We start from the raw sequence: 21,766 nt of genomic DNA on the forward strand, positions 1-21,766 counted from the left end.
GAGTAGGGGAGTAGGGGAGTAGGGGAGTAGGGACAGTCTCGGCGCAGCCTTAATTTTTCCCTATTCCCCTATTCCCCTATTCCCCTACGACCAGGTTTCTGCCAGCCGATGTCTAGCAGGCCCAGCCGGCCAAGTTCTCTGTCCATTGCGCGAGCGACGTCACGGCGCTCGCCGCCGATATCGCGCAGTTGGCGATCGGAGAGATTCTCGACGTCCTGGTAGGCAATGTCGCGGCCGGCGAGTCGTATCGCGACCCGAGCGTGGCGAAGCCAGTCGAGGGTTTCGGCCAGCCAGGCCGGGCGGAGTGTCGATGAATTCAAAACGATGATGGACATGGCTATGATCCGTTGTCTCCGGATATCAAATCCGGCTTGATGATGTGTCGATGATCGGATCATGCCAGATTGAAATCCCTGCGAGAAACGAGTAGTTTTCTCTGGATCATCAAGTTTTATTTGAGGATAGGATGGCTCGTCTTCTGCCCGGGACTCGTGCCTTGAGGACGCTGGAAGCAGCGGCCCGGCACCTCAATTTCACCCGCGCCGCCGACGAGCTCGGCCTGACACCGGCCGCCGTCAGCCATCAGATCAAGGAAATCGAGGATCAACTCGGGCTGGTGCTGTTCACACGCACCAGCCGCACCATCCGGCTCACCGAGGCGGGGACGGTGCTGTTCGACGCCTCGGCCGACGCGCTCGACCTGCTTGGCCGGGCCGTTTCGCGGGCGCAAAAGCTGGCGCGCGGCACCGCCCTTTTGAAGGTAACGCTCGACGCGCAGTTCGCGTCAAAATGGCTGATGCGACGCGTCGACGATTTTCGCAAGCATCACCCCGATATCGAATTGCGATTCGACATTGCCTATGAAGTGCGGGATTTCGAACTCGATGACATCGATGTCGGCATCCGTTTCGGCGCCGGCAAATATCCGGGTCTTCGCACCCACCGGCTGTTCGACAACATCCTCATTCCCGTGTGCAGCCCGAGCCTCTTGACGTCCGGTCCGCCGCTGCGTGAGCCGCGCGACCTCTTCAATCACACGCTTGCGCATATCGAATGGTCGCGGCAAGGCGTGACGTGGCCGAACTGGCGGATGTGGATGGCGGCGGCCGGCATCAATGATTTCGACGACAGCCGGACCGTCGTCTTCGGAAACTCCACGGATGCCGTCCAGGCAGCGCTCGACGGCAATGCCGTTGCGCTCGCCGATTTCGCCATGGTGGCGAACGACCTTTCCCTGGGCAGGCTGGTGCAGCCTTTCGAACTCGGCCTGCGGGTGGCGCCCGAGTTCGCCTACTTCCTGGTCTATCCCGAAAATACCGGCGACGATCCGCGCATCGTCGCCTTTCGCGAATGGATGCTCGAGGAAGTCGCCAAGACGCGGACCACGGACAAAGGGCAGTAGGGCAGTAGGGCAGTAGGGCAGTAGGGCAGTAGGGCAGTAGGGCAGTAGGGATAGCAGTCGGTGCCGTTTGCCCCTATTCCCCTACTGCCTTACTGCCCTACTCCCTTCTTGATCAGCTTGCCGCCGCGCCGAACCAGCCGATCACGGCGCCGATGATCAGCAGCACGCCGAGCCAGTGGCCGCCGTCGATGAGGGTCAGGTCCCAGCCGAAATTCTCGTAGCGATGGTTGACCGAGAGCGTCGTGGCGACGAAACCCAGCCAGAGCACGAAGCCGAAGACAAGTCCGGCGAGCAATGTCGGCTCGCCGCCGGTCATCGCGCCGACGACCAGGGCCAATATGGTGGCCATGACCAGTTCGGCGATGAAGCTGATGACGAAGGGCAGCGGCGATCTCTTCATCGTGGCAGGGTCAAGCTTGGCGGCCTTCAGCCACGGCTTGCTCAGGCCCATGTACCAGGCGGCGCCGAACAGCCATGCGACGATCGCGGCGGCGACCACCGCCAGCCAGTTCACTGCTGAAAAGTCCATAAGCTCCCCCCTCTGATCTGGATATGATGGAACGCCTGTTCGGCGATCGCGTCAAGCGAACCGCCAGACGGTCGTGCGCTTGACCAGCGCATCCTCCAGCGCCCGCGTGACGGCCACTTCATACACAGAAAGCGGCTCCAGCCCTGCCTTCGGCAGATACGACCGTCCGGGATCGCCGACGAGGATCTCGGCGCCGCGGGCCTTCAGCGTTGCGAACCATGGCATCAGCCGGTCCGCGAAAGATTTGTCGTAGAAAACATCACCGGCCAGGACCACGTCCCAACCTGCATCGGTACCGATGCAATCCGTGCCGAGGAATTCGGTCCCGACACCGTTGATCTCGCTGTTGAGCTGGATCGCGGTGGCACAGAACGGATCGATGTCGGTTGCGATCACCTTGGCGGCACCTGCCTTGGCGGCGGCGATGGCGACAAGGCCGGAGCCGGAAGCGAAGTCGAGCACGCGCTTGCCGCGCACCGTGCCGGGATTGTCCAGGACATGGCGGGCAAGGCCCTGACCGCCGGCCCAGGCAAAAGCCCAGAAAGGCGGCGGCAGGCCGATCTCGACCAGCTCATCCTCGGTCCGCTGCCACAAATCATGCGCTTCGTCGGCGAGATGAAGCAGGATCTCCGACACGTGCGGCGGCGCCATCAGCGCCGTGTTGTCGAGAATAAATTGCCTCGCGCTGTTGGGCGTCAGCGCCGTCACGGAGCCGGCGTCAAGCCGCCCATGCGGCAGACTTCCTTCCATTCGACCGGCGTGACCGGCTGCACGGAAAGCCGGCCGAGCCGCACCAGCGCCATGTCGGCAAGCTTCGGATTGGCCTTGACCTGTTCCAGCGTCGGCGGATTGGGCACATCCCTTACGGCGCGGATGTCGACGCATTCCCAGCGCGGATCGTCCGAGGTGGTGTCGGGATGGGCAAGCGCGCAGACTTCAGCGATGCCGACGACGTTCAGCCCTTCGTTGGAATGGTAGAAGAAGCCGAGATCGCCGATCTGCATGGCCTTCATGTTGTTGCGCGCGGCGTAGTTGCGCACGCCGTCCCATTGCGTACCGGCCTTGCCCTTGGCCTTCAGCATCTCGAAGGAGAACTTGAATGGCTCGGATTTGAACAGCCAGTAGTTCATGTCTTTCTCCTCCTAGACTCTTAGTTTTGACGCAATTCCCAAGGGAAAGCGCTACGCGCTTTTCCCGGGAAAACCGTTTCACACTTTTCCTGGAATTGCTCTAGCGCTCACGCGCCGACGACCGGGATTAACTAGCCGCCGGCTTGTTGAACGTCCAGTTCCACGGGCGGATTTCGACGCTTTCGAACAGCCCGGCCTTGGCGTAGGGGTCGGCGGCCGAAAGAGCCTGCGCCCCTGCCAGGTCGGGCGCTTCGACGACCACGAGGCTGCCATTGGGCTTGCCCTCAGCATCAAGGAACGGACCGGCGAAGGCCAGCTTCTTGTCGCCGTTCAACCCTTCGAGAAAGGCAATATGCTCGGGCCGCGTGTCGAGGCGCACCTGCAGGCTTCCGGGCTTGTCCTTGCAAATCACAGCAAACAGCATGGTTCTCTCTCCTGGTCTCGGGTTCAAGGTTGGGGGATCAATCGTTGGTTTCGGTCTTCAGCGGCCGGGTCATCAAGGCCGTCACAGCCTGCCGGACGGTGATGGCACCGTCCAGTATGGCGGCGACGGCGGCAATGATCGGCGCGTCGATGTTGCGCTCGGTGGCGATGCGGGCAGCGATCGCCGCCGTCGGCACGCCTTCGGCGAGCGGCAATCCGGCAAGCGGCTTGCCTTGGCCGAGCGCCAGGCCATAGGCGAAATTGCGCGACTGGGTGGACGAGCAGGTCAGCAGCAGGTCGCCAAGGCCGGAAAGCCCCATCAGCGTCTCGGGCCTGGCGCCGAAGGCAGCGCCGATGCGGCGCAGCTCGACAAAGCCGCGCGTCACCATGGCGGCCTGGGCGCTGGCCCCGAGACCCGCGCCAGCGACAGCACCTGCGGCAATGGCGAAGACGTTCTTCAAGGCGCCGCCGATCTCGACGCCGATCAGGTCGTCGCTCGAATAGCAGCGCAGGTTTTCGGCGGAAAAGCGGGCGGCGAGATCGGCGGCCAATGCCTCGTCGCGGGCAGCGACCACAACGGCCGTCGGCAGGCCGCGGGCGACGTCGGTGGCGAAGCTCGGACCCGACAGAGCGGCAACCGGATTTAGCGGCAGGATTTCTTCGACGATCGCCGACAGCAAGGCGCCGGTCTCGCTTTCGATGCCCTTGGCACACAGAACCAGCGGGACACCGGCCGGCATCTGGTCCTTCGCTGCCGCCAGCGTAGTCCGCAGCGACTGGGCCGGCGTCACCGCCAGCACGCAGTCGGCACCGTCGAGCGCGGCCTGGATGTTGCTCGTCGCCACGATGCCGGGCTGGAGCGCAATGCCCGGCAGATAGCGTGGATTTTCGCCACGGTCGATCGCGGCGACGGTCTCCGGGTCGCGCGCGTAAAGGCGGACGAAATGGCCGGCGCGCAGCATGGCCAGGGCCAAGGCAGTGCCCCAGGCCCCGCCGCCGAGCACGGCAACGCGCCAGCCGGTTGGCGCGGTGTCGTTGCCGCTTGCCCGCTCGTTCATGCCTTGGCTCCGCGCCGGCCGGAGCCGACCATCGGCGCCGAGATGCTGTCCAGCGGCCAGCGCGAGCGCGGCACGAAATCGAAGCCGTTCTCCTGCGCCATGCCGGCGCGCAGCCGCTCGATGCCGGCCCAGGCGATCATCGCCGCATTGTCGGTGCAAAGCTTCAGCGGTGGCGCAATGAAGGTGAAGCCGGTCTCGGCACAGAGCCGCTCCAGCATGGTCTTGATCGTGCGGTTGGCGGCGACACCACCGGCAACGACGAGGGCCGGGTTTCTCGTGCCGGGAAATGTCTCGCGAAAGCGCGTCAGCGCGCGAGAAACGCGGTCGGCCAGAGCATCGGCCACCGCCGCCTGGAACGAAGCGCAGATGTCGGCGACGTCCTGGTCGCTCAGCGGCGCAATGGCGGTCGCCGCCTGACGCACGGCGGTCTTGAGGCCGGAGAAGGAGAAGTCGGGCTGGGCCGAGCCCTTCATCGGGCGCGGAAAGGCAAAGCGCGAGGCGTTGCCGGCCTGTGCCGCCTTCTCGACATTCGGTCCGCCGGGATAGGGCAGGCCGAGCATCTTGGCCGTCTTGTCGAAGGCTTCGCCGAGCGCGTCGTCAATGGTGGTTGCCCAGCGCTGATAGTCGCCGACGCCGCGCACGGCGAGGATCTGCGTATGGCCGCCGGAAACCAGCAACAGCAGATAGGGAAAGTCGAGGCCGTCGGTCAGCCTTGCCGTCAAGGCATGGCCTTCGAGATGGTTGATGGCGATCAGCGGCTTGTTTGCCGCGGCGGCGATCGCCTTGGCCGTCATCAGCCCGACGATCAGCCCGCCGACCAGGCCGGGACCGGCGGTGGCGGCAATCGCGTCGATGTCGGCGAGCGCCACGCCCGAATCGGCGAGGGCCGCCTCGACGATGCCGTCCAGCGCCTCGACATGGGCGCGCGCGGCGATTTCCGGCACGACGCCGCCGAATGCCGCATGCTCCTCGATCTGGCTGAGCACGATGTTGGACAGGATTTTTGGCGCGGCGTCGCCGTCCAGCGCCACGACGCTGGCGGCGGTCTCGTCACAACTCGTCTCGATGCCCAGAACGCGGATCAATTCGTCGCTGTCCCTAAAGATTGTATCATGGGGCTTTCCCCGTTAGGAGAAGCCCGGAAAAGCCATGCTGGAGCGATGCGTTCAAGTCGGACGGGGCATACCGCTCCAGCTTTTTTGAGCCGCATTTCTGCGACGCCAAGTGATTCCACTTGGCTGCAAAATGCTCTGGCCGGGGGTTATCACGGACTGCGCGCCATGCAAACAATCTTGAGAATCGGAACACGCGGCAGCCCGCTGGCGCTGGCACAGGCGCATGAAACGCAGGCGCGGTTGATGGCCGCGCACGGCCTACCGGCGGAAGCGTTCGAGATAGTCGTCATCTCGACCAGCGGCGACCGTATCCAGGACCGGCCGCTGTCGGAAGCCGGCGGCAAGGGCCTGTTCACCAAGGAGATCGAGGAGGCGCTGCTGGCGGGCCGGATCGACATCGCCGTGCACTCGTCGAAGGACATGCCGACGCAACTGCCCGACGGTCTCGAACTCTCGGCCTTTCTGCCGCGCGAGGACGCGCGCGACGCCTTTGTCGGCAAGGCGGCGAAGACGATCGCCGACCTGCCGCTGGGGGCGAAAGTCGGCTCGTCGTCGCTGCGGCGGCAGGCGCTGATCCGCCGCATGCGGCCGGATCTCGACGTGGTGATGTTCCGCGGCAATGTGCAGACGCGGCTGCGCAAGCTCGACGAAGGCGTCGCCGCCGGCACCATCCTGGCCTATGCCGGGCTGAAGCGGCTCGGACTAGAGCATGTTGTCACCGACCTGATGCCGCTCGACATCTTCCCGCCGGCGCCGGGGCAAGGCGCGATCTGCATCGAGACCCGCATCGGCGATCGCGATGTCGAAAAGATGCTGGTGGCGATCCATGATATTGCGACCGGTCAGGCGCTGGCCTGCGAGCGCGCCTTCCTGGCGGCGCTGGATGGTTCGTGCCGCACGCCGATCGCTGGTTATGCGACGATCGAGGCCGGAAAACTGTCGTTCGCCGGGCTGATCATCTCGCCCGACGGCACGCAGTCGCACACGGTCGAGCTGCACGGACCGGCGCAGGATGCCGCCCGCATCGGCGATGAAGCAGCCCGGACAGTGCGGGCCAAGGCCGGCGAAAAGTTCTTCGACGGCTGGCTCTGAAATGCTTCGCGTGCTGGTGACCAGGCCGGAACCGGGTGCTTCGCGCACAGCGCATCGGCTTGAGGAGACGGGCTTTCAGCCGGTTCTTTTGCCCCTGACCGAAACAAAGGCGTTGCCTGTCGCCGCCGGACTGATCCCGGACAATGCCGTCGCGGTGGCCGTCACCAGCGCCAATGCCGTGCGCCATGCGCCGGAAGAAATCATCGCGACGCTCGCCGCCTTGCCTTGCCATGCGGTCGGCAAAAGGACGGCGCAAGCGGCGCGTGAAGCGGGGTTTTTGTCGGTCAGTGAAGGCCCGGGCGATGCGGAGGCGCTGGCCGACAGTCTCGCTGCCGATTTTTCCGGAAAGACGATTGTCTACCTCTGCGGGCGTGTGCGTTTTCCGGCGTTCGAACAGAGGCTCGGGACAGCGGGCGTTCGGGTCCACGCCGTCGAGACCTATGACACGCTGGCAGTGGGGTATTCGGACGAAGTCATCCTCGAACGCCTGTCCGGGCAACCTGCCGACGCGGTGTTGCTTTATTCAGCCAAGGCGGCGGCGGCGATGCAAATCCTGGCAAGACGGCCCGCTCTGCGCAGACTCTTCGAAAAAACATGGGTTTTTGCGCTTTCCACTCGCATCGCGGCAGCCTTCGACAGTGTCGCCAGCGAAAGAATCCGCATTGCCGCGCAGCCCGACGAGGAAGTGCTTCTGGCGCTTTTGCAGGCGCCGCGCTGAGCCGCGTCATCACACCGCCCCTTTTCACCGCTTGGTGATGTGCTAGACCCTTTCTGAACCATCATGCGCCGCCAGGCGTTGAGACGAAGCGAATTGTGCGGAGCCCAGGCATGGTCAAGACGCCGAAGATGCGACACTCGAAAAGCCGCCGCGAGCCGGTGACCATCGATCTCGAGCCGGGGGCCGTTTCACGCATCGCCGACGAGGATGCCGCCAGGCAGGAGGCCCGGACAGACGAGGCGAAGGCCGAGGAAGCAGCGAACGCTTCGCAGCCCGAGGTTCCCGAAGAGCCGGTTCACGCCGACCAGACCGATCTCGAGCCCTGGGAGCATGCCGATGCCCGGGCCGAACCGGAGCAGCCGCCGGCAGCGGCGACAAAGCCCGCTAGCGAGGCCGAGATCCCCTATCCCGGATCGTCCGACGAGCCCGGATCGTCCGATGCGCCGGCCGGAAAAACCAAAATCTTCGACTACAGTTTCGACGACGCATCGGCGAAGCGCACGCAGACCGACGGCAACAAGGCAAAAACCGAGACACGGGACGAGAAAATGGCGCCAGCCCCTGAAAAGCGTGGCGGCCTCAACGGCGTCGCCGCCGGCATCATCGGCGGCGTCATCGCGCTGGTCGGCGCCGGCGGGCTGCAATTTGCCGGCCTGCTCGGCGCGCCGGGTTCCGGTGCCGGCGTCTCGCTCGATGGCGTCAATGGCGACATCGCCTCGCTGAAGACCGAAATTGCCGGTTTGAAGGACGCCGGCGGCAACGGCGATGGAGCGGCCAAGATGGTCGGCCTGTCCTCGGGCCTTGAACAGGTCAAGGCCGATGTGGCGGCGCTGAAATCGACCGTCGAGAAAGGTGGAGCAGGCGACGCGGCCGGGGTCGCCGCACTGGGCGACAAGGTCGCGCAGATCGAGACGGCGGTCGCCGCGCTCGGCAAGGCCGGCAGCTCGGCGCCGGTCGATCTCGGTCCGATCAACGAGAAACTGGCAGGCCTCGACGCGCTGGTGAAGTCGGCCGGCGAGGCGGCGACGGCGCAGGATGGCCGGCTGACAGCGCTGGAGCAGTCTGTGTCGCAGCTGTCCGGCAAGGTCGAGGCGGCGGCGGGACAGCCGAAGATTGCGCTTGCCATCGCGGCGTCGGCCTTGAAGGCGGCGCTTGAGCGTGGCGGGCCGTTTTCGGCCGAACTCGAAACCCTCGCTGCGATTTCGCCTGATGCGCCGCAGCTTGCGGCCCTGCGCCCCTATGCTGAAAAGGGCGTTCCGACCCGTGCCGAGATCGCATCGCAGGCTGATGCCGCCGCCAATGCCATGGTCACAGCCGCGACGCCCGTCGATGAGAATGCCGGCTTCGTTCAGAGCCTTCTGTCGAGCGCCGAATCGCTGGTCAAGGTCAGGCCGATCGGCGCCGTCGAAGGCGCCGGCGCACCGGAAACCGTCGCGCGCATGGAGGCGGCGGTCAACCAGGGCGACTACGCCAAGGCACTCAGCGAGTATGAAACGCTGCCCGAGGCCGCCAAGGCCGCTGGCGCGGACTTTGCCGGCAAGCTGAAGGCACGCATCGAGGTCGAAACCCAGGTCGATGCGCTGATCTCGGGCGCGATGAAGGCATGAGGGCAACACAATGATCCGCCTGCTCGCCTTCCTCATCGTCGTTTTCGCGCTCGGGCTGGGCTTTGCCTGGCTGGCCGACCGGCCGGGCGACATGGTCGTCACTTTCAACGGCTATCAATACCAGGTCAGCCTGATGGTGGCGGCGGTGGCTGTCGTTGCCGTGGTCGCCGCGGTGATGATCCTGTGGTGGCTGCTCAAGTCGCTGTGGAACAGCCCCTACACCATCTCGCGCTATTTCCGTGTCCGCCGCCGCGACCGTGGCTATCAGGCGCTGTCGACCGGCATGATTGCCGCCGGCGCCGGTGATGGCGCGCTGGCCCGCAAGAAGACCAAGGAAGCCGCCAAGCTGATCCGTTCCGACCAGGAGCCGCTGATCCACCTGCTGGAAGCGCAGGCGTCGCTGCTCGAAGGCGATCATGAAGGCGCGCGACAGAAGTTCGAGAGCATGCTCGACGATCCCGAGATGCGGCTGCTGGGCTTGCGCGGGCTTTATCTGGAAGCCGAACGGCTCGGCGACCGCAACGCCGCCAGGCATTATGCCGGCCGTGCCGCGGTGATGGCGCCGCAGCTGGCCTGGGCGGCGGAATCGACGCTGGAAGAGCTGACCGCGCGCGGCGACTGGGACGGCGCCCTGAAACTGGTCGACGCGCAGAAATCGACACGGCAGATCGAACGCGATGCCGCCAACCGCCGCCGCGCCGTGCTATTGACCGCCAAGGCGCAGGCGCTTGCCGACAGCGATCCCGCCGCCGCCAGGACGGCGGCGATCGAGGCCAACAAGCTTAGGCCCGACTTCGCGCCTGCCGCCGTTGCCGCCGCGGCCGCATTGTTCAAGCAGAACGATGTGCGCAAGGGCTCGAAGATACTTGAGGCGGCGTGGAAGGCCGAGCCGCATCCGGAGGTCGCCGAGCTCTATACCCATGCAAGGCCGGGCGACGCCGTGCTCGACCGCCTCAACCGGGCGAAGAAGCTGCAGGAAATGAAGAAGAACCACGCCGAATCGTCGATGACGGTGGCGCGCGCCGCGCTCGACGCACAGGATTTCTCGACCGCCCGCCGCGAGGCCGAGGCGGCGATCCGCATGGACCGCCGCGAGGGCGCCTACCTGCTGCTCGCCGACATCGAGGAGGCCGAGACCGGGGATCAGGGCAAGGTGCGGCAGCTGCTGTCCAGGGCGGTGCGGGCGCCGCGCGATCCGGCCTGGGTCGCCGACGGCGTGGTGTCGGAACGCTGGGCGCCAGTATCGCCGATCACCGGTCGGCTCGACGCCTTCGAGTGGCGTGCGCCGATGGAGCGTCTCGGCCAGTTGATCGACAGCCACGATGACATGCCAGCCGGTGCGGCGCCGGTCATCGAAGCATTGCCAAAGCCGACAAGCGAAAAAAGGCCGGCCGAGGTGATCGATGATGCCGGTGGCGAGACGTCGGCGGACAAGCAAGCTGAAAGTCGCGAAGAAGATCATGTCAGGCCAATCACGGCAGCGGCCTTCGCTGCGGTGCCGAGCGATGCCGAGGGCGTCGAGCCAGCCGAGGAGCTTGCGCGGTTGCCGGACGATCCGGGCGTGGATCCGGACGAGGAAGCGGAGAAATCGCCGCGCCGGTTTCGGTTGTTTTGAGTTGGGCAGGCCGTCAGGCCGTTGGGGTATGGATCTATGTTTGAACGCGTTCTGTCGTTTCTCAGGGATTTGCCGGCCGGTGCCGGCACGCATGCCAGCACGGACGATCCGCGCATCGCTGCCTCGGCGCTGCTCTACCATGTGATGAACGCCGATGGCGTGCGCCAGGATGTCGAGTGGGAGCGGTTCAAGGCGGTGCTGGCGGAGAGCTATTCGATCAGCGGCGCCGAACTCGAAGCGCTTGCCGCCGCCGGCGAGCGGGCCGACAATGAGGCGATCGATCTCTATGCCTTCACCAGTGTCCTGAAGCGCCATCTCGATGCCGATGCTCGAAAAGCCTTCATCGGCCTGATGTGGGAAATCGTCTATGCCGACGGCGAGTTGCACGAGCTCGAGGACAACACCGTCTGGCGCGTCGCCGAGCTGATCGGCGTCGAACGCCATGATCGCGTCGAGGCGCGCCGCAAGGCAGCGGCGCACGCGCCGGGCGCCACCGGAACATCGAGCGACGAATAGGATCTTCGCCTTCCCATGCCGCGCCAAACGAGTTCGAAGCCAAAGATCCTGATCGTGCTGCATCAGGAGAGTTCGAGCCCGGGGCGTGTCGGCCACATGTTGCTGGAAGAAGGGTTCGACCTCGATATTCGCCGGCCGCCGCTTGGCGACGCCTTGCCCGAAACACTGGACGACCACGCCGGCACGGTGGTGTTCGGCGGCCCGATGAGCGCCAATGACGAGGACGAGTTCGTTCGCCGCGAGACCAGCTGGCTGGAAATACCGCTGAGGGAGAACCGGCCATGTCTCGGTATCTGTCTCGGCGCGCAGATGCTGGTCAACTGTCTCGGCGGTAAGGTCGAGGGTCACGGTGAAGGGCTGGTCGAGGTCGGCTGGTATCCCCTGAAGGCGACCGAAGCCGGCAAGCAACTGATGCACTGGCCGGAGATGGTCTACCAGTTCCACCGCGAGGGTTTTTCGCTGCCCAGGGACGCGACGCTGCTGGCGACCGCCGAAACCTATCCCAACCAGGCCTTTCGCTACGGCGACAATGCCTGGGGCATCCAGTTCCATGGCGAACTGACCAGGGTGATGATGCAGCGCTGGGTGGTGCGCGGCGCACATCGCTTCGAATTGCCCGGTGCCCAGCCCGGCCGCGATCATCTCGGCGGCCGGCTGATCTGGGACATGCATCTCAAGCGCTGGCTGGACGAGTTCCTGCGGATGATTTTCGGCAAGCCGAGCAGATAGCTAATGCATGTCGCCCAAAAGTGACCTCGGTGTTGGGAAGACGACATGCATAAAACAAAGATCTAAAGCGCGGCGCGTGAAATCTGTTTCGACGCGACGCCCTTTAAGGTTCGAGCACCGGCCGCAGGAAGCTGCGCTCGTAGCTGAGAATGCTGCGATTGCGTTTTTCCATTTCAAACACTTCCTGGCATTCAGGGTCGGCAACCATCCGTTTGCGATAGTCCTCGTAGTCGGCAAGGCTCGGAAAACTGAACATGGCAAAAGCGATATTGTTAGCCCCCTCGCTCGGAAGGAAATAGCCGTGATGGTTTCCGCCGAGGCGGTTGACCAGGCCTATCCAGCGACGGCCATAGTCTTCGAACTCGGCAAGCTTGTAGGGGTCGATGACATATTTCAGGTAGCAAGTGATCATGGGAGCTCCTGTGTATAGGCGAGGCATGTCGGCTGTCAGCCGTGGGAAGATCAGTTGCGTCCGTTGAGGTGGCGCACCTTGCGCAGTTGCGGGAACAGCACCATCCACAGGCCCGCGACGGCGATGGCGCCGATGCCGCCGATCACCACGGCCGGCACCGTGCCGATCAGTGCGGCCATCGTGCCGGCGCGGAATTCGCCGACCTCGTTGGAGGCTCCGACAAAGACCTGGTTGACGGCGTTGACGCGGCCGCGCACCTCGTCGGGCGTCCACAGCTGGATCAGGGTTTCCCTGATGTAGACGCTGAACATGTCGGTGGCGCCGAGGAAGACCAGCGCCACGATCGACAGCCAGGTGATGGTGGAAAGGCCGAACAGCACGGTGAAGGCGCCGAACGAGGCGGCGGCGGCCAGCATGATCATGCCCGCGTGGTTGCGGAGCGGATGCCCGGCCAGCCAGATGGCGACGCAAATGGCGCCGATGCTGGGCGCCGATCGCAGCAGGCCGAGACCCCAGGGGCCGAGCTGGAGGATGTCGCGCGCATAGACCGGCAGCAGCGCCGAGGCGCCGGACAGGAGCACGGCGAACAGATCGAGCGAGATGGCGCCCAGCACGATCTTCTCGCTCCAGATGTAGCTGAACCCGCCGAGCAGGTGCTGCATCGTCGGCTTGTCCGACTCGGTGCGCTGCGACGGCTTCGGGATGGTGAAGATCAGCAGCCCGGACACGAGCATCAGGACGGCCGCGGTTCCGTAGGCCGCTTCCGGCGACACGCCGTAGAGCAGGCCGCCGGCCACCGGGCCGACGATGGTCGCCGTCTGCCAGGCCGATGAATTCCAGGCGATGGCGTTGGCGAAATCCTGAGGCGGCACCAGATTGGCGAACAGCGAGGCGGAGGCCGGACCGAAAAAGGCGCGGGCGACGCCGAACATGGCAAGCACGCAGAAGATCGGCAGCGGCCCGCTGATGCCGCGCAGCGTCAGGAACAGCAGCGCCAGCGCGCACATCGCCTCCACCACGACCGCCAGCGCCATGATCAGGCGGCGGCCGAAGCGATCAGCGACGACGCCGGTGACCAGCACCAGAAGCAGCGACGGCAGGAACTGGACGATGCCGACCAGGCCGAGATCGAGCGGGTCGCGGGTCAAATCGTACATCTGCCAGCCGACCGCGACGGACACGATCATGGTGGCGAATGTGGTGAGGAAACGCGCCGCCCAATAGCTCAGGAAGGAGCGATGGCGGAACGCGGCATAGCGCTGGTCCGGCGATATCTGTTCTGCTGTCATGATTTAAGAGGCCCCGTTGCAGTGACGTCAGCTGGCGGGGCACTTCCACGATGGGCGCTGGTCCGGCTGGCGGAACTTTTTAGCTCAGTTCGCAGCGGATATGCGTCAAAATCAGTGCTGGATCAAGGAATTTTCAGCCCGTTCCATCGCCGGCACGCGGTAGTTACTGCCGCAGCGCGGCGGAGATGGCATCAAGGCCGCCGCGCAATTCGGCTTCCGTCGGCCAGCCAAAGCCGACGCGGAAGAAGCGCTTCTCCATCTCGAACCAGTGGCCGGGCCCGACATAGGTGCCATGGTTTTCCAGCAGATTCACATAGAACCGGTCGAGGTCGAAGCGAGGTTCGACATTGAGGCGCGGGAAGCCTACGACACCGCCTTCGGGCCGCACCCAGTCGACCAGCGGTTCGCGGTCGATCCAGGCCTGGACGATGTCGCGACGCCTCGCCATTTCAGGCAGCAATGTCGCCAGGAAGGCGTCCCGGCGCTCGAGCATGCCCCGCGCAATGCCTTCGTCGATAACGCTGCCGCAGATGCCGATCTGCTCCTTGGCGGCGAGGAATTTTTCCTGAAGCTCAGCGTCCCTGGTGATCAGCCAACCGATGCGGATACCAGGAATGCCGAAGGCCTTGGACAATGACGAGACGCTGATCGCCTTCGGGCTCAGTGAGGCAGCTGTCGGCAGCCGCCGGCCGTAGGAAAGGTCGCGATAGGTCTCGTCGACCAGCAGATGGCAGTTGCTGCTTTCGGCAAGCGCCACCAGGGCATCGAGTTCGGCTCGGCTCATCATCGTGCCGGTCGGGTTGTGCGGGCAGGTGACGCTGATCAGCTTCGTGTCCGGCCGCATCGCCGCCTTGACGCGTTCGACATCGATGGCGAAGCCTTCCTCGAAGGCCAGGTCGACAAAGCCGATGGCGCAGCCGATCGCCCTTGGGGTTTCGATGTTGGTGGCGTAGTTGGGCCTGATGACGACGAGATGGTCATTGGCCGACAAGAGCGAGGTCGAGATGATGAACAGCGCGCCCGCGGCACCGGCGGTGACCAGGACATCATCCGGTGAAATGCCGGCATCCTGCGCCGAGATCAGGGCACGCAACTGCTTGTCGCCGCGATGCTCGCCATAGAAAAGCGTGAGATCAGGCAGCGACAGGCCGATGTCGGAGAGCTTCTGGTCGGCGATCGAACTTTCCGAAAGATTGTAGCGGATACGGTCGTAGCCGTATTCTTCCGGCGCTTCTTTCTCGATCACCATCCTGGTGTAGTTCATGGCTCGCTCCCCAAGAGCAGTTCACCGTTTCACGGAAACGGCGGCCCGCTCTAACTCCTTGTTTTTACGCAATTCCGGACGGAAAACCGTTTCACACTTTTCCTGGAATTGCTTAGGAACCCGTCCGGTCCATCCAAGCCTAAAAACATGAAGCCTGCCAAGGCGGATTCGCCGGCAGGCTTCTGTTCCAGTCGTCCTAACTGTTGGCTCAGGACTGAACTAGGTCTTTGCTTTAGGCAGGTCGTTGTCCCAAAACCGCTGCGCACTTTTGGGCGACATGCCTCAGGCCGAGGCCTTGGCCTTCCTGCCCTTGGCGGGTGCCTTCACGGGGGCCGCCTTGCGGCCGAGGCCGATCGATTTCGCCAGCAGCGAACGCGAGGCCGCGTAGTTGGGAGCGACCATCGGATAGTCCGACGGCAAGCCCCATTTGGCGCGATAGGCGTCCGGCGTCAGGCCGAAATGCACGCCCAGGTGACGCTTCAGCGATTTGAACTTCTTGCCGTCTTCGAGGCAGATGATGAAATCGGGCGTCACCGACTTCTTGGGGTTGACCGCCGGGACCAGGGGGGCAGCCACCGGGACCGCAGGCTTGCCGAGCCCGTTTATCGAGGCGCTGACGCTGGCGATGAGGTCGGCCAGGCCGGAGGCGGGCAAGCGGTTCTTCTCGACGTAAGCGGACACGATGTGAGCGGTCAGCTCGAGCAGATCGATGTCTTTACGGGCACTGTTGCTATCGTCGGTCACTCTATTTCTCCGTCTACAGCGAATGACCTGAAAATCGGATTCGACTTCCGGAAAGGATCATGCGCGAAATCAAAATGCTATGGCGTCCTTCGTGCGTCCACGGGACGAATGGCGTTGGTGTAGCGCGGAATTCCTAGTCGGCAAATCTGCGTATTGCAACGACTTGATGGCATATCACACGTTATTTTGAACAACTATATTAAACAATAACAGTATCAGACTATCAGCGCCTTGTCGCGCCACAAACGAAACCCGCCTTCGAAGGCGCGTGTGTTGTCGCCGCGCCTGGAGTCGGCGGGCAATTCATCGAGCTTGTCGACGTTGCCGCCGCCAATCACGACATAGTCCGGCTGCATGGCGGCACGGAGCCGGTCGACGACGTCGAAGACGTATTTGCGCCATTTCTTCTTGCCGCGCTTTTCCAGGCCGCGCTCGCCGACATAATCCTCGAAACTCCTGCCCTTCTTGTAGGGCAAATGCGCGAGTTCCATCGGTTGGGCGACGTTGTCGGCAATCATCGCCGCACCGAGCCCGGTGCCGAGCCCGAGGAACAGCATGCGCCCGCCCTCGTAGCTGCCGATGGCCTGCATCAGCGCGTCATTGACCACTTTTACCGGTTTGCCGAACGCGCCCGCAAAATCGAATCCAGCCCAGCCCTTGCCGAGATTGGCGGGGTCGGCGAGCGGCCTGTTGTGATTGACCGGGCCGGGATAGCCCATCGAGACGACGTCGTAGGACAGGCCTTCGGCGAGCTTGTTGACCGTATCGATCATCTGCCGCGGCGTCAGGTCGGGCCCCGAATCGGCGCGGCGCTCCGCGCCGCCGGCACTGGTGAGGATCTTGACGTGCGAGCCGCCGATGTCGATCGTGAGCACGATTTTTTCAGTGTCCGGCTTCTCGGTGCCCGATGCTGGTTGCTTCACTTTCTTGGCCATCGTGTGGTCCTCTCACTTCACCGGATCGATCCAGCCATTGGGCGGCCCAAACCCGGCCATGACGTCCGCGGGTCCCCATGTGAGCGGCTCGTAGAGATGCGGCGGCGTGGTGTCGCCAAGCACCGGACCGACGATGCGCCAGGCCAGTTCGCTGGCGTCCTGGCGGGTGAACAACTGCCCGTTGCCGTTCATGGCGTCGCCGATCAAACGCTCATAGGGCGGCATGTCGCCCTTTGAGTCGTCGAGCGCCGTCAGTTCGACCTGCTCGCCGATCATGTCGTCGCCCGGCGCCTTGCGCTGGGCGCCGATGGCGATCACCACCTGTGGGTCGATGCGGAAGCGGACGTAGTTCTGGTCGGCGGGCTTGATCGGATCGAAGACATCGAGCGGCGGCCGCTTCAGCCGCACCACCACTTCGGTGACATGCACCGGCATGTTCTTGCCGGCGCGGATGAAAAACGGCACGTCCTGCCAACGCCAGGTGTCGACGAAGAAACGCACCGCCGCGAAGGTCTCGACGGGCGAGTTCGGCGCTACGCCGGGTTCGGCGAGATAGCCGGTGAACTGGCCACGCACGACATCGTCTTTTGTCAGCGTCCTGATCGCGCGCAGCACCTGCACCTTCTCGTCGATCAGATCGTCGGCGGAACGGCCGACAGGCGGCTCCATGGCAAGCAGCAACAGGATGTTGAGCAGATGGTTCTCGATGACGTCCCTGATGCAGCCGACATCGTCATAGAAACGGCCACGTCCCTCGACGCCGAAATCCTCGGCCATGGTGATCTGCACGCTTTCGACGTAGTTGCGGTTCCAGATCGGCTCGAGGAAGGAATTGGCGAAGCGGAAATAGAGCAGGTTCTGGATCGCTTCCTTGCCCAGATAATGGTCGATACGGAAGATCGACTGTTCGTCGAACACCAGATGCAGGACCCGGTTCAGCCAGCGCGCCGATTGCAGATCGTGGCCGAAGGGCTTTTCCACCATCAGCCGTGCGCCATGCGCGGTGCCTGATTGCTCCAGCCCCTGGACGACGGTCTCGAACATGGTCGGCGGCACCGCCATGTAGTGCAGCGGCCGCTGCGCGGTGCCGAGGGCGTTTTTCAGTTTCTCGAACGTCGCTCCATCGCGGTAGTCGCCGCTGACGTAGCGCAGCAGCGAAGCGAATTTGGCGAACGCTTTCTCGTCGATCTTGCCGAGCGCATTGACGATGCCGTCGCGGGCGCGCGCCTGCAACTGCTTGAGGTCCCAGGCGTCGAAAGCGACGCCGATCACCGGCTCGGTGAGCGTGCCCTTGGCGACCATCTGGTAAAGGGCTGGAAATATCTTCTTGTGGGCGAGGTCGCCGGTGGCCCCGAAGAGCACCAGCGTGTCGGACCGTTCCTGGCTCATGCGCGTGTCTCCCCCCGTGTCGTCACTTGCCGGCCTTCGGCTTCTCGACATGGCCGCCAAAGGCATAGCGCATGGCGGAGAGCAGCTTGTCGGCGAATTCGGATTCGCCCTGCGAGGAGAAGCGGTCGAACAGCGCCGAGGACAGCACTGGAGCCGGCACGCCGGTGTCGATAGCCGCCTTCAGCGTCCAGCGGCCTTCGCCGGAATCCGAGACGCGGCCGCCGAAATTCACCAGGCCCGGATCGCTTTTCAACGCGCCGGCCGTCAGGTCGAGCAGCCAGGAGCCGATAACGCTGCCATGCCGCCAGACCTCGGCCACCTGGGGAAGGTCGATGTCGAACTGGTAGTATTGCGGGTTTTCCAGCGGACTGGTCTCGGCGTCCGCCGTCCGTTGCCGCTTGCCGGCATTGGCCGACTTCAGGATGTTCATGCCTTCGGCATAGGCGGCCATGACGCCATATTCGATGCCGTTGTGCACCATCTTGACGAAGTGGCCGGCGCCGCTCGGTCCGCAATGCAGATAGCCGAAGGGCGCGGTGCCGGCATCCCCAGGCGGATTGGAGCCGGCATCGGCGCCCGGTGCCAGCGTGGAGAAGATCGAATCGAGGTGCTGCACCGCCACGTCGGGACCGCCGATCATCAGGCAGTAGCCACGCTCCAGGCCCCAGACGCCGCCGCTGGTGCCGACATCGACAAGATGGATACCCTTGCCGGCCAGTTTCGCGGCCTGGTCGACGGCGTCGTGGTAATAGGAATTGCCGCCGTCGATGACGATGTCGCCGGGCTCCATCAGGGCCGCCACCTGGTCGATGATCCTGCCGGTGATCGCTGCCGGCAGCATCAGCCACACACAGCGCGGCTTGGCCAGCTTGCCGACGAATTCTTCCATCGAGGCCGCCCCTGACGCGCCGTCGGTCACCAGGGCGGCGACGCTGGCCGGGTTGATGTCGTAGACGACGCATTCGTGGCCGTCGCGCATCAGGCGCCGGACCATGTTGGCGCCCATCCGGCCCAGTCCCATCATTCCGATCTGCATGGTTTCGTCCCTGTTTCCTAAGAGATTTGCGGGGTTTATCGAGGGAAGGTCTACTGGCTATGATCTACTGGCCATCTTGGTCGCCCGATATGACGGAGAAGTCGACATTCTCCCAATCGCCGGTCCCGGGCCAGAAAAAAGTGAAGATCAGCGTGCTTCCCCCCGGGAGGCTTGCCGCGGGCAGATCGGCAAGATGGATGCCGAAGGCGTTCTCCACCGTCTGGCTGTCCTGGGCTGTCGCCCAGTTGTCGGTGCTCCAGTGGACTGTAGCCGGGTCCAACAATTCGACACGCAGCGTCTTGCCCTCCGGCATGGCGCGGATCTTGTTGTTGAACCGCCAAGTTCTGAACGGCGATACGGTCTTGTCCTCGATATAGCGCTTGACGCCTTGCGGCGGCATGTCGAAGACCGCGCCGTCGCGCAGCGAGCGCAGCAGCTTGATATGCTCCGAATGCGCCCAGACCAGCGGCATGGCGCTGCCCGAGGGGCGGCCATGCAGCAGTTCGCGTTCCGGCAGATCGGCGCCGTCCCAGACCTGCTCCGGCAACAGGCCCCCCGATCCGGCCGAGCCTTCCAGTGCTGCCAGCAGGCTGGCTGCCTTTTCCTCGCGTCCAGCCGCCAGCTCATAGTGGGCACGTTCGCCGGCCAGCAGCGGCCAGGGGCGACCCTGGCCGGTGCCATCGAAAGGTGCGCCGTCTTCGTGCTCGCCATAGCCATCGCCGTTGTAGCGATACCAGAGCGGCCCTTGCGGCAGACCGCAGCGCAATTGCGCATCGATGACCTTGACCGTGTCTGTCATGCGCGGGTCGCCGGCTGCCCGCAGACCGAAGCGCACCAGCGCCAGCGCGTCCGGGCTGACGATCTCCTTGGCGGGCCGATCCGTGTCGCCGGGCGGCCGGTTCTTGATCGGGACATAGCCGTCCTTCGGCGAACCGGCCTCGGCGCTGTCGGGTGGTGCTATGCGGACATAGTAGCCTTCGACGCCGACTTGACTGCAGGTCGCCGTGCCGGTGACGTAGGTCCAGCGCTCGACCTGGTCGTTCCAGACGTCCGATGTCTCGCGCAGGTAGGTCGCGGCGTCTGTCTTGCCGCAGGCGTCGAGCAGGTCTGCCGCGGCAAGCAGTGCGGCGATTTCGACGGCGAGCGTGAACGGGCTGTAGCCGGCATCCTCTTCCCAGCGGTCTTCGCCGGTGACGGGTCCGTTGCGCACGACATAGCCGGCGGCGCGCTCGATCATCGGCAGGAAGGTCATGAGCCTGGCGCGCGGCAAATGGCCGGCGCGGTGCAAAGCATCGGCCAGCAGCAGCGGAAAGGCGCATTCGTCCATCTGGATGCCGGGCCAATAGGCCGATCCGTCGAGCCAGGCGTTCTGCGGCCAATGGCCGTCCGGCTGCTGGATGGAGCTGAGGTAATCGAGGATTTGCAGAGCCGAGGCAGCATCGCCGGCAGCAAGAAAGCCGCCCGCCGTCTCGACCAGATCGCGCGGCCAGACCAGATGGTAGCCGCCGAGGTCGTCGTCACCCCTTGTCGAAGCCCCACGGGATCGACAGGCTGGCGACCGCGGCGCCCGGTGTCGCGATCGACCGGTGCGTCGCCAGTACCGCCGTCGAGATGCGATAGAAGTTGAACCCGGGCACCGCGTGCCGGTCCAGCGGCAGCAAGCCCTTTTGCCAATTGCGCCAGTTCTGGAGGTAGGATTTCACCGCGGGTTCAAAACCCTGCTTCAGGCTGGCGAAAGCATGTTGCGCGGCCTCGCCCGGCGTCGCTCCAAACCCCAGCGCCAGCAAGGCCTTGGTCTCTGTGGCGGAAAAGCCGATCTCGCCCGTCAGCGCGACATTGCCGTCCTCGGCCCGCTGGTATGCAGCGTCGAGCTCACCGGTGTTGTGGAGTTGCTGCCAGCCGTCGGAAAAGCCGACATAGCCGGCCGAACCGGTTCGCCAGGGCAGCGACGAGGCCAGAGCCAGGCAAGAGCCGCGCCCCGAGGCGAACAGCACGGGCTTTCCCTCGTGCTCGCCGACCCATGCGGTGTTGCCCATGCCGGCATTGACCAGATGCGGCGCCAGAAGCGCATAAACGCGGTAGTCACCGGGCGCACCCTTGAGTGCTGTGAAGGTGATCTCCTGCAGCAGCGCCGGGCGCTCCGGGTCGGCGAGGATGCGCTTTTCGATCCGCCAGGCGCCGTCATTCGCCGTGTTGACCAGCCGGTAGGCGGGCACGCCGTCCTCGAACGGTTCGATCGTATGCACGGCATCGCGTTTCTCTTCCGAGAAATAGCCGCCGGGGCCGGTGACGATCAGGCCGAGGTCGCGGGTGCAGGCGCTGTCGACGCGGGGATAGTAGATTTCGTTGAGGATGCCGTGGCTGATCGTGAACCAGATCCGGCCGGCCGGCGAAAGCGACGTTCCGACGCCACTCTTGGCGCTTGATGTCCAGCGCGCCGGGATTCCCGGGGCGCCCGGAGCAACGTTTTGCGTCACTGGCATTCTGTTCGGTCTCCTGGCCTTCTCCCTAGACCAGGACGCGAACCCTTTACAATCATTGCACCGCAAGTTGATCGGGCGGGCCAACGGCAGGGCAACGAATTCGGGCTGACGGGTTTCTTCGGAGCCTTCGCCCGCGCATTGGCTGACGGAGCATCAAACGAAAAACCCGCCTGTGCGGCGGGTCATAGGCGCAAATCAGCACCATAGGCAAAAATGTACCATAGCTGAGGGCACCGAGTCAAGAAAAAATTCCTATTGCCGCCACAAGGCTGCCGACACC

Annotated in this window: 21 protein-coding genes and 1 pseudogene; 7 read left to right on the forward strand and 15 right to left on the reverse strand. The window is 64.4% G+C overall.

From position 1 onward, the window contains the following. Positions 1-68: 68 nt before the first annotated feature. Complete coding sequence (locus EOA13_RS26570; RefSeq protein ID WP_127296561.1) at positions 69-335, reverse strand: hypothetical protein; 267 nt, start codon at positions 333-335, stop codon at positions 69-71. Between the two features lie 131 nt (positions 336-466). Here EOA13_RS26570 and gcvA point away from each other — a divergent pair, with 131 nt between their 5' ends. Beyond that, entirely contained in the window at positions 467-1,402 is a 936-nt protein-coding gene (gcvA, locus tag EOA13_RS26575) for a transcriptional regulator GcvA (protein WP_023811236.1), read from the forward strand. A gap of 112 nt (positions 1,403-1,514) precedes the next feature. Here the strand turns inward: gcvA and EOA13_RS26580 are convergent, their stop codons facing one another. From EOA13_RS26580 to tsaD, 6 genes are all read right to left on the reverse strand, one after another. Continuing rightward, positions 1,515-1,931, reverse strand: a complete 417-nt coding sequence (locus EOA13_RS26580; RefSeq protein ID WP_127296562.1) for a DUF1761 domain-containing protein — start codon at positions 1,929-1,931, stop codon at positions 1,515-1,517. Positions 1,932-1,982: 51 nt separating this feature from the next. Continuing rightward, positions 1,983-2,681 (reverse strand): methyltransferase, encoded by a 699-nt coding sequence (locus tag EOA13_RS26585; RefSeq protein ID WP_206535315.1) that lies wholly within the window; start codon positions 2,679-2,681, stop codon positions 1,983-1,985. Next, the gene (locus EOA13_RS26590; protein ID WP_127296564.1) at positions 2,636-3,061 is read right to left on the reverse strand and encodes an EVE domain-containing protein; all 426 of its coding nucleotides are present in this window, start codon (positions 3,059-3,061) and stop codon (positions 2,636-2,638) included. The genes EOA13_RS26585 and EOA13_RS26590 overlap by 46 nt, the downstream gene beginning before the upstream one ends. A gap of 127 nt (positions 3,062-3,188) precedes the next feature. Then, positions 3,189-3,485: a YciI-like protein gene (locus tag EOA13_RS26595; RefSeq protein WP_127296565.1), complete on the reverse strand. Its 297-nt coding sequence runs from the start codon at positions 3,483-3,485 to the stop codon at positions 3,189-3,191. Positions 3,486-3,522: 37 nt separating this feature from the next. Beyond that, on the reverse strand, positions 3,523-4,542 hold the full coding sequence (locus EOA13_RS26600) for an NAD(P)H-dependent glycerol-3-phosphate dehydrogenase (RefSeq protein ID WP_127296566.1): 1,020 nt from the start codon (positions 4,540-4,542) through the stop codon (positions 3,523-3,525). Then, positions 4,539-5,624 carry a tRNA (adenosine(37)-N6)-threonylcarbamoyltransferase complex transferase subunit TsaD gene (gene tsaD / locus EOA13_RS26605; protein ID WP_206535316.1) on the reverse strand — a complete coding sequence of 362 codons (1,086 nt, stop codon included), beginning with the start codon at positions 5,622-5,624 and terminating at the stop codon, positions 4,539-4,541. Before tsaD ends, EOA13_RS26600 begins: the two co-directional genes overlap by 4 nt. Before the next feature lie 198 nt (positions 5,625-5,822). Here tsaD and hemC point away from each other — a divergent pair, with 198 nt between their 5' ends. From hemC to EOA13_RS26635, 6 genes are all read left to right on the forward strand, one after another. Further along, complete coding sequence (gene hemC, locus EOA13_RS26610; RefSeq protein ID WP_127296568.1) at positions 5,823-6,749, forward strand: hydroxymethylbilane synthase; 927 nt, start codon at positions 5,823-5,825, stop codon at positions 6,747-6,749. A gap of 1 nt (position 6,750) precedes the next feature. Then, positions 6,751-7,467, forward strand: coding sequence for a uroporphyrinogen-III synthase (locus EOA13_RS26615; RefSeq protein ID WP_127296569.1), 717 nt, complete (start codon positions 6,751-6,753; stop codon positions 7,465-7,467). A gap of 110 nt (positions 7,468-7,577) precedes the next feature. After that, positions 7,578-9,074, forward strand: coding sequence for a COG4223 family protein (locus EOA13_RS26620; protein WP_127296570.1), 1,497 nt, complete (start codon positions 7,578-7,580; stop codon positions 9,072-9,074). A gap of 10 nt (positions 9,075-9,084) precedes the next feature. Continuing rightward, positions 9,085-10,689 (forward strand): heme biosynthesis protein HemY, encoded by a 1,605-nt coding sequence (locus EOA13_RS26625; protein ID WP_127296571.1) that lies wholly within the window; start codon positions 9,085-9,087, stop codon positions 10,687-10,689. A gap of 36 nt (positions 10,690-10,725) precedes the next feature. Next, a complete protein-coding gene (locus EOA13_RS26630; RefSeq protein WP_127296572.1) occupies positions 10,726-11,205 on the forward strand; it encodes a TerB family tellurite resistance protein in 480 nt (159 codons plus the stop codon). Between the two features lie 15 nt (positions 11,206-11,220). Continuing rightward, positions 11,221-11,934, forward strand: coding sequence for a glutamine amidotransferase (locus EOA13_RS26635; RefSeq protein ID WP_127296573.1), 714 nt, complete (start codon positions 11,221-11,223; stop codon positions 11,932-11,934). 103 nt (positions 11,935-12,037) lie between these two features. On the opposite strand, the gene EOA13_RS26640 is transcribed toward EOA13_RS26635, so the two are convergent. From EOA13_RS26640 to EOA13_RS26675, 8 genes and pseudogenes are all read right to left on the reverse strand, one after another. Continuing rightward, positions 12,038-12,346: an NIPSNAP family protein gene (locus EOA13_RS26640; protein WP_127296574.1), complete on the reverse strand. Its 309-nt coding sequence runs from the start codon at positions 12,344-12,346 to the stop codon at positions 12,038-12,040. A gap of 50 nt (positions 12,347-12,396) precedes the next feature. Further along, entirely contained in the window at positions 12,397-13,635 is a 1,239-nt protein-coding gene (locus tag EOA13_RS26645; protein ID WP_023811222.1) for an MFS transporter, read from the reverse strand. A gap of 163 nt (positions 13,636-13,798) precedes the next feature. Further along, complete coding sequence (locus EOA13_RS26650) at positions 13,799-14,899, reverse strand: aminotransferase class I/II-fold pyridoxal phosphate-dependent enzyme (protein ID WP_127296575.1); 1,101 nt, start codon at positions 14,897-14,899, stop codon at positions 13,799-13,801. A 282-nt stretch (positions 14,900-15,181) separates the two neighbouring features. Further along, on the reverse strand, positions 15,182-15,643 hold the full coding sequence (locus tag EOA13_RS26655; protein ID WP_023811220.1) for a MucR family transcriptional regulator: 462 nt from the start codon (positions 15,641-15,643) through the stop codon (positions 15,182-15,184). A 215-nt stretch (positions 15,644-15,858) separates the two neighbouring features. Further along, positions 15,859-16,578 (reverse strand): ROK family protein, encoded by a 720-nt coding sequence (locus EOA13_RS26660; RefSeq protein ID WP_127296576.1) that lies wholly within the window; start codon positions 16,576-16,578, stop codon positions 15,859-15,861. Between the two features lie 12 nt (positions 16,579-16,590). Continuing rightward, positions 16,591-17,967: a glucose-6-phosphate dehydrogenase gene (zwf, locus tag EOA13_RS26665; RefSeq protein WP_127296577.1), complete on the reverse strand. Its 1,377-nt coding sequence runs from the start codon at positions 17,965-17,967 to the stop codon at positions 16,591-16,593. Positions 17,968-17,989: 22 nt separating this feature from the next. After that, positions 17,990-19,003, reverse strand: a complete 1,014-nt coding sequence (gene gnd / locus EOA13_RS26670) for a phosphogluconate dehydrogenase (NAD(+)-dependent, decarboxylating) (protein ID WP_127296578.1) — start codon at positions 19,001-19,003, stop codon at positions 17,990-17,992. Between the two features lie 64 nt (positions 19,004-19,067). Then, positions 19,068-21,486 (reverse strand): annotated as a pseudogene (locus EOA13_RS26675) (glucan 1,4-alpha-glucosidase). Between the last annotated feature and the right edge of the window lie 280 nt (positions 21,487-21,766).

The sequence above is a fragment of the Mesorhizobium sp. M7A.F.Ca.US.011.01.1.1 genome, from assembly GCF_003998295.1.
Taxonomy (GTDB): Bacteria; Pseudomonadota; Alphaproteobacteria; order Rhizobiales; family Rhizobiaceae; genus Mesorhizobium.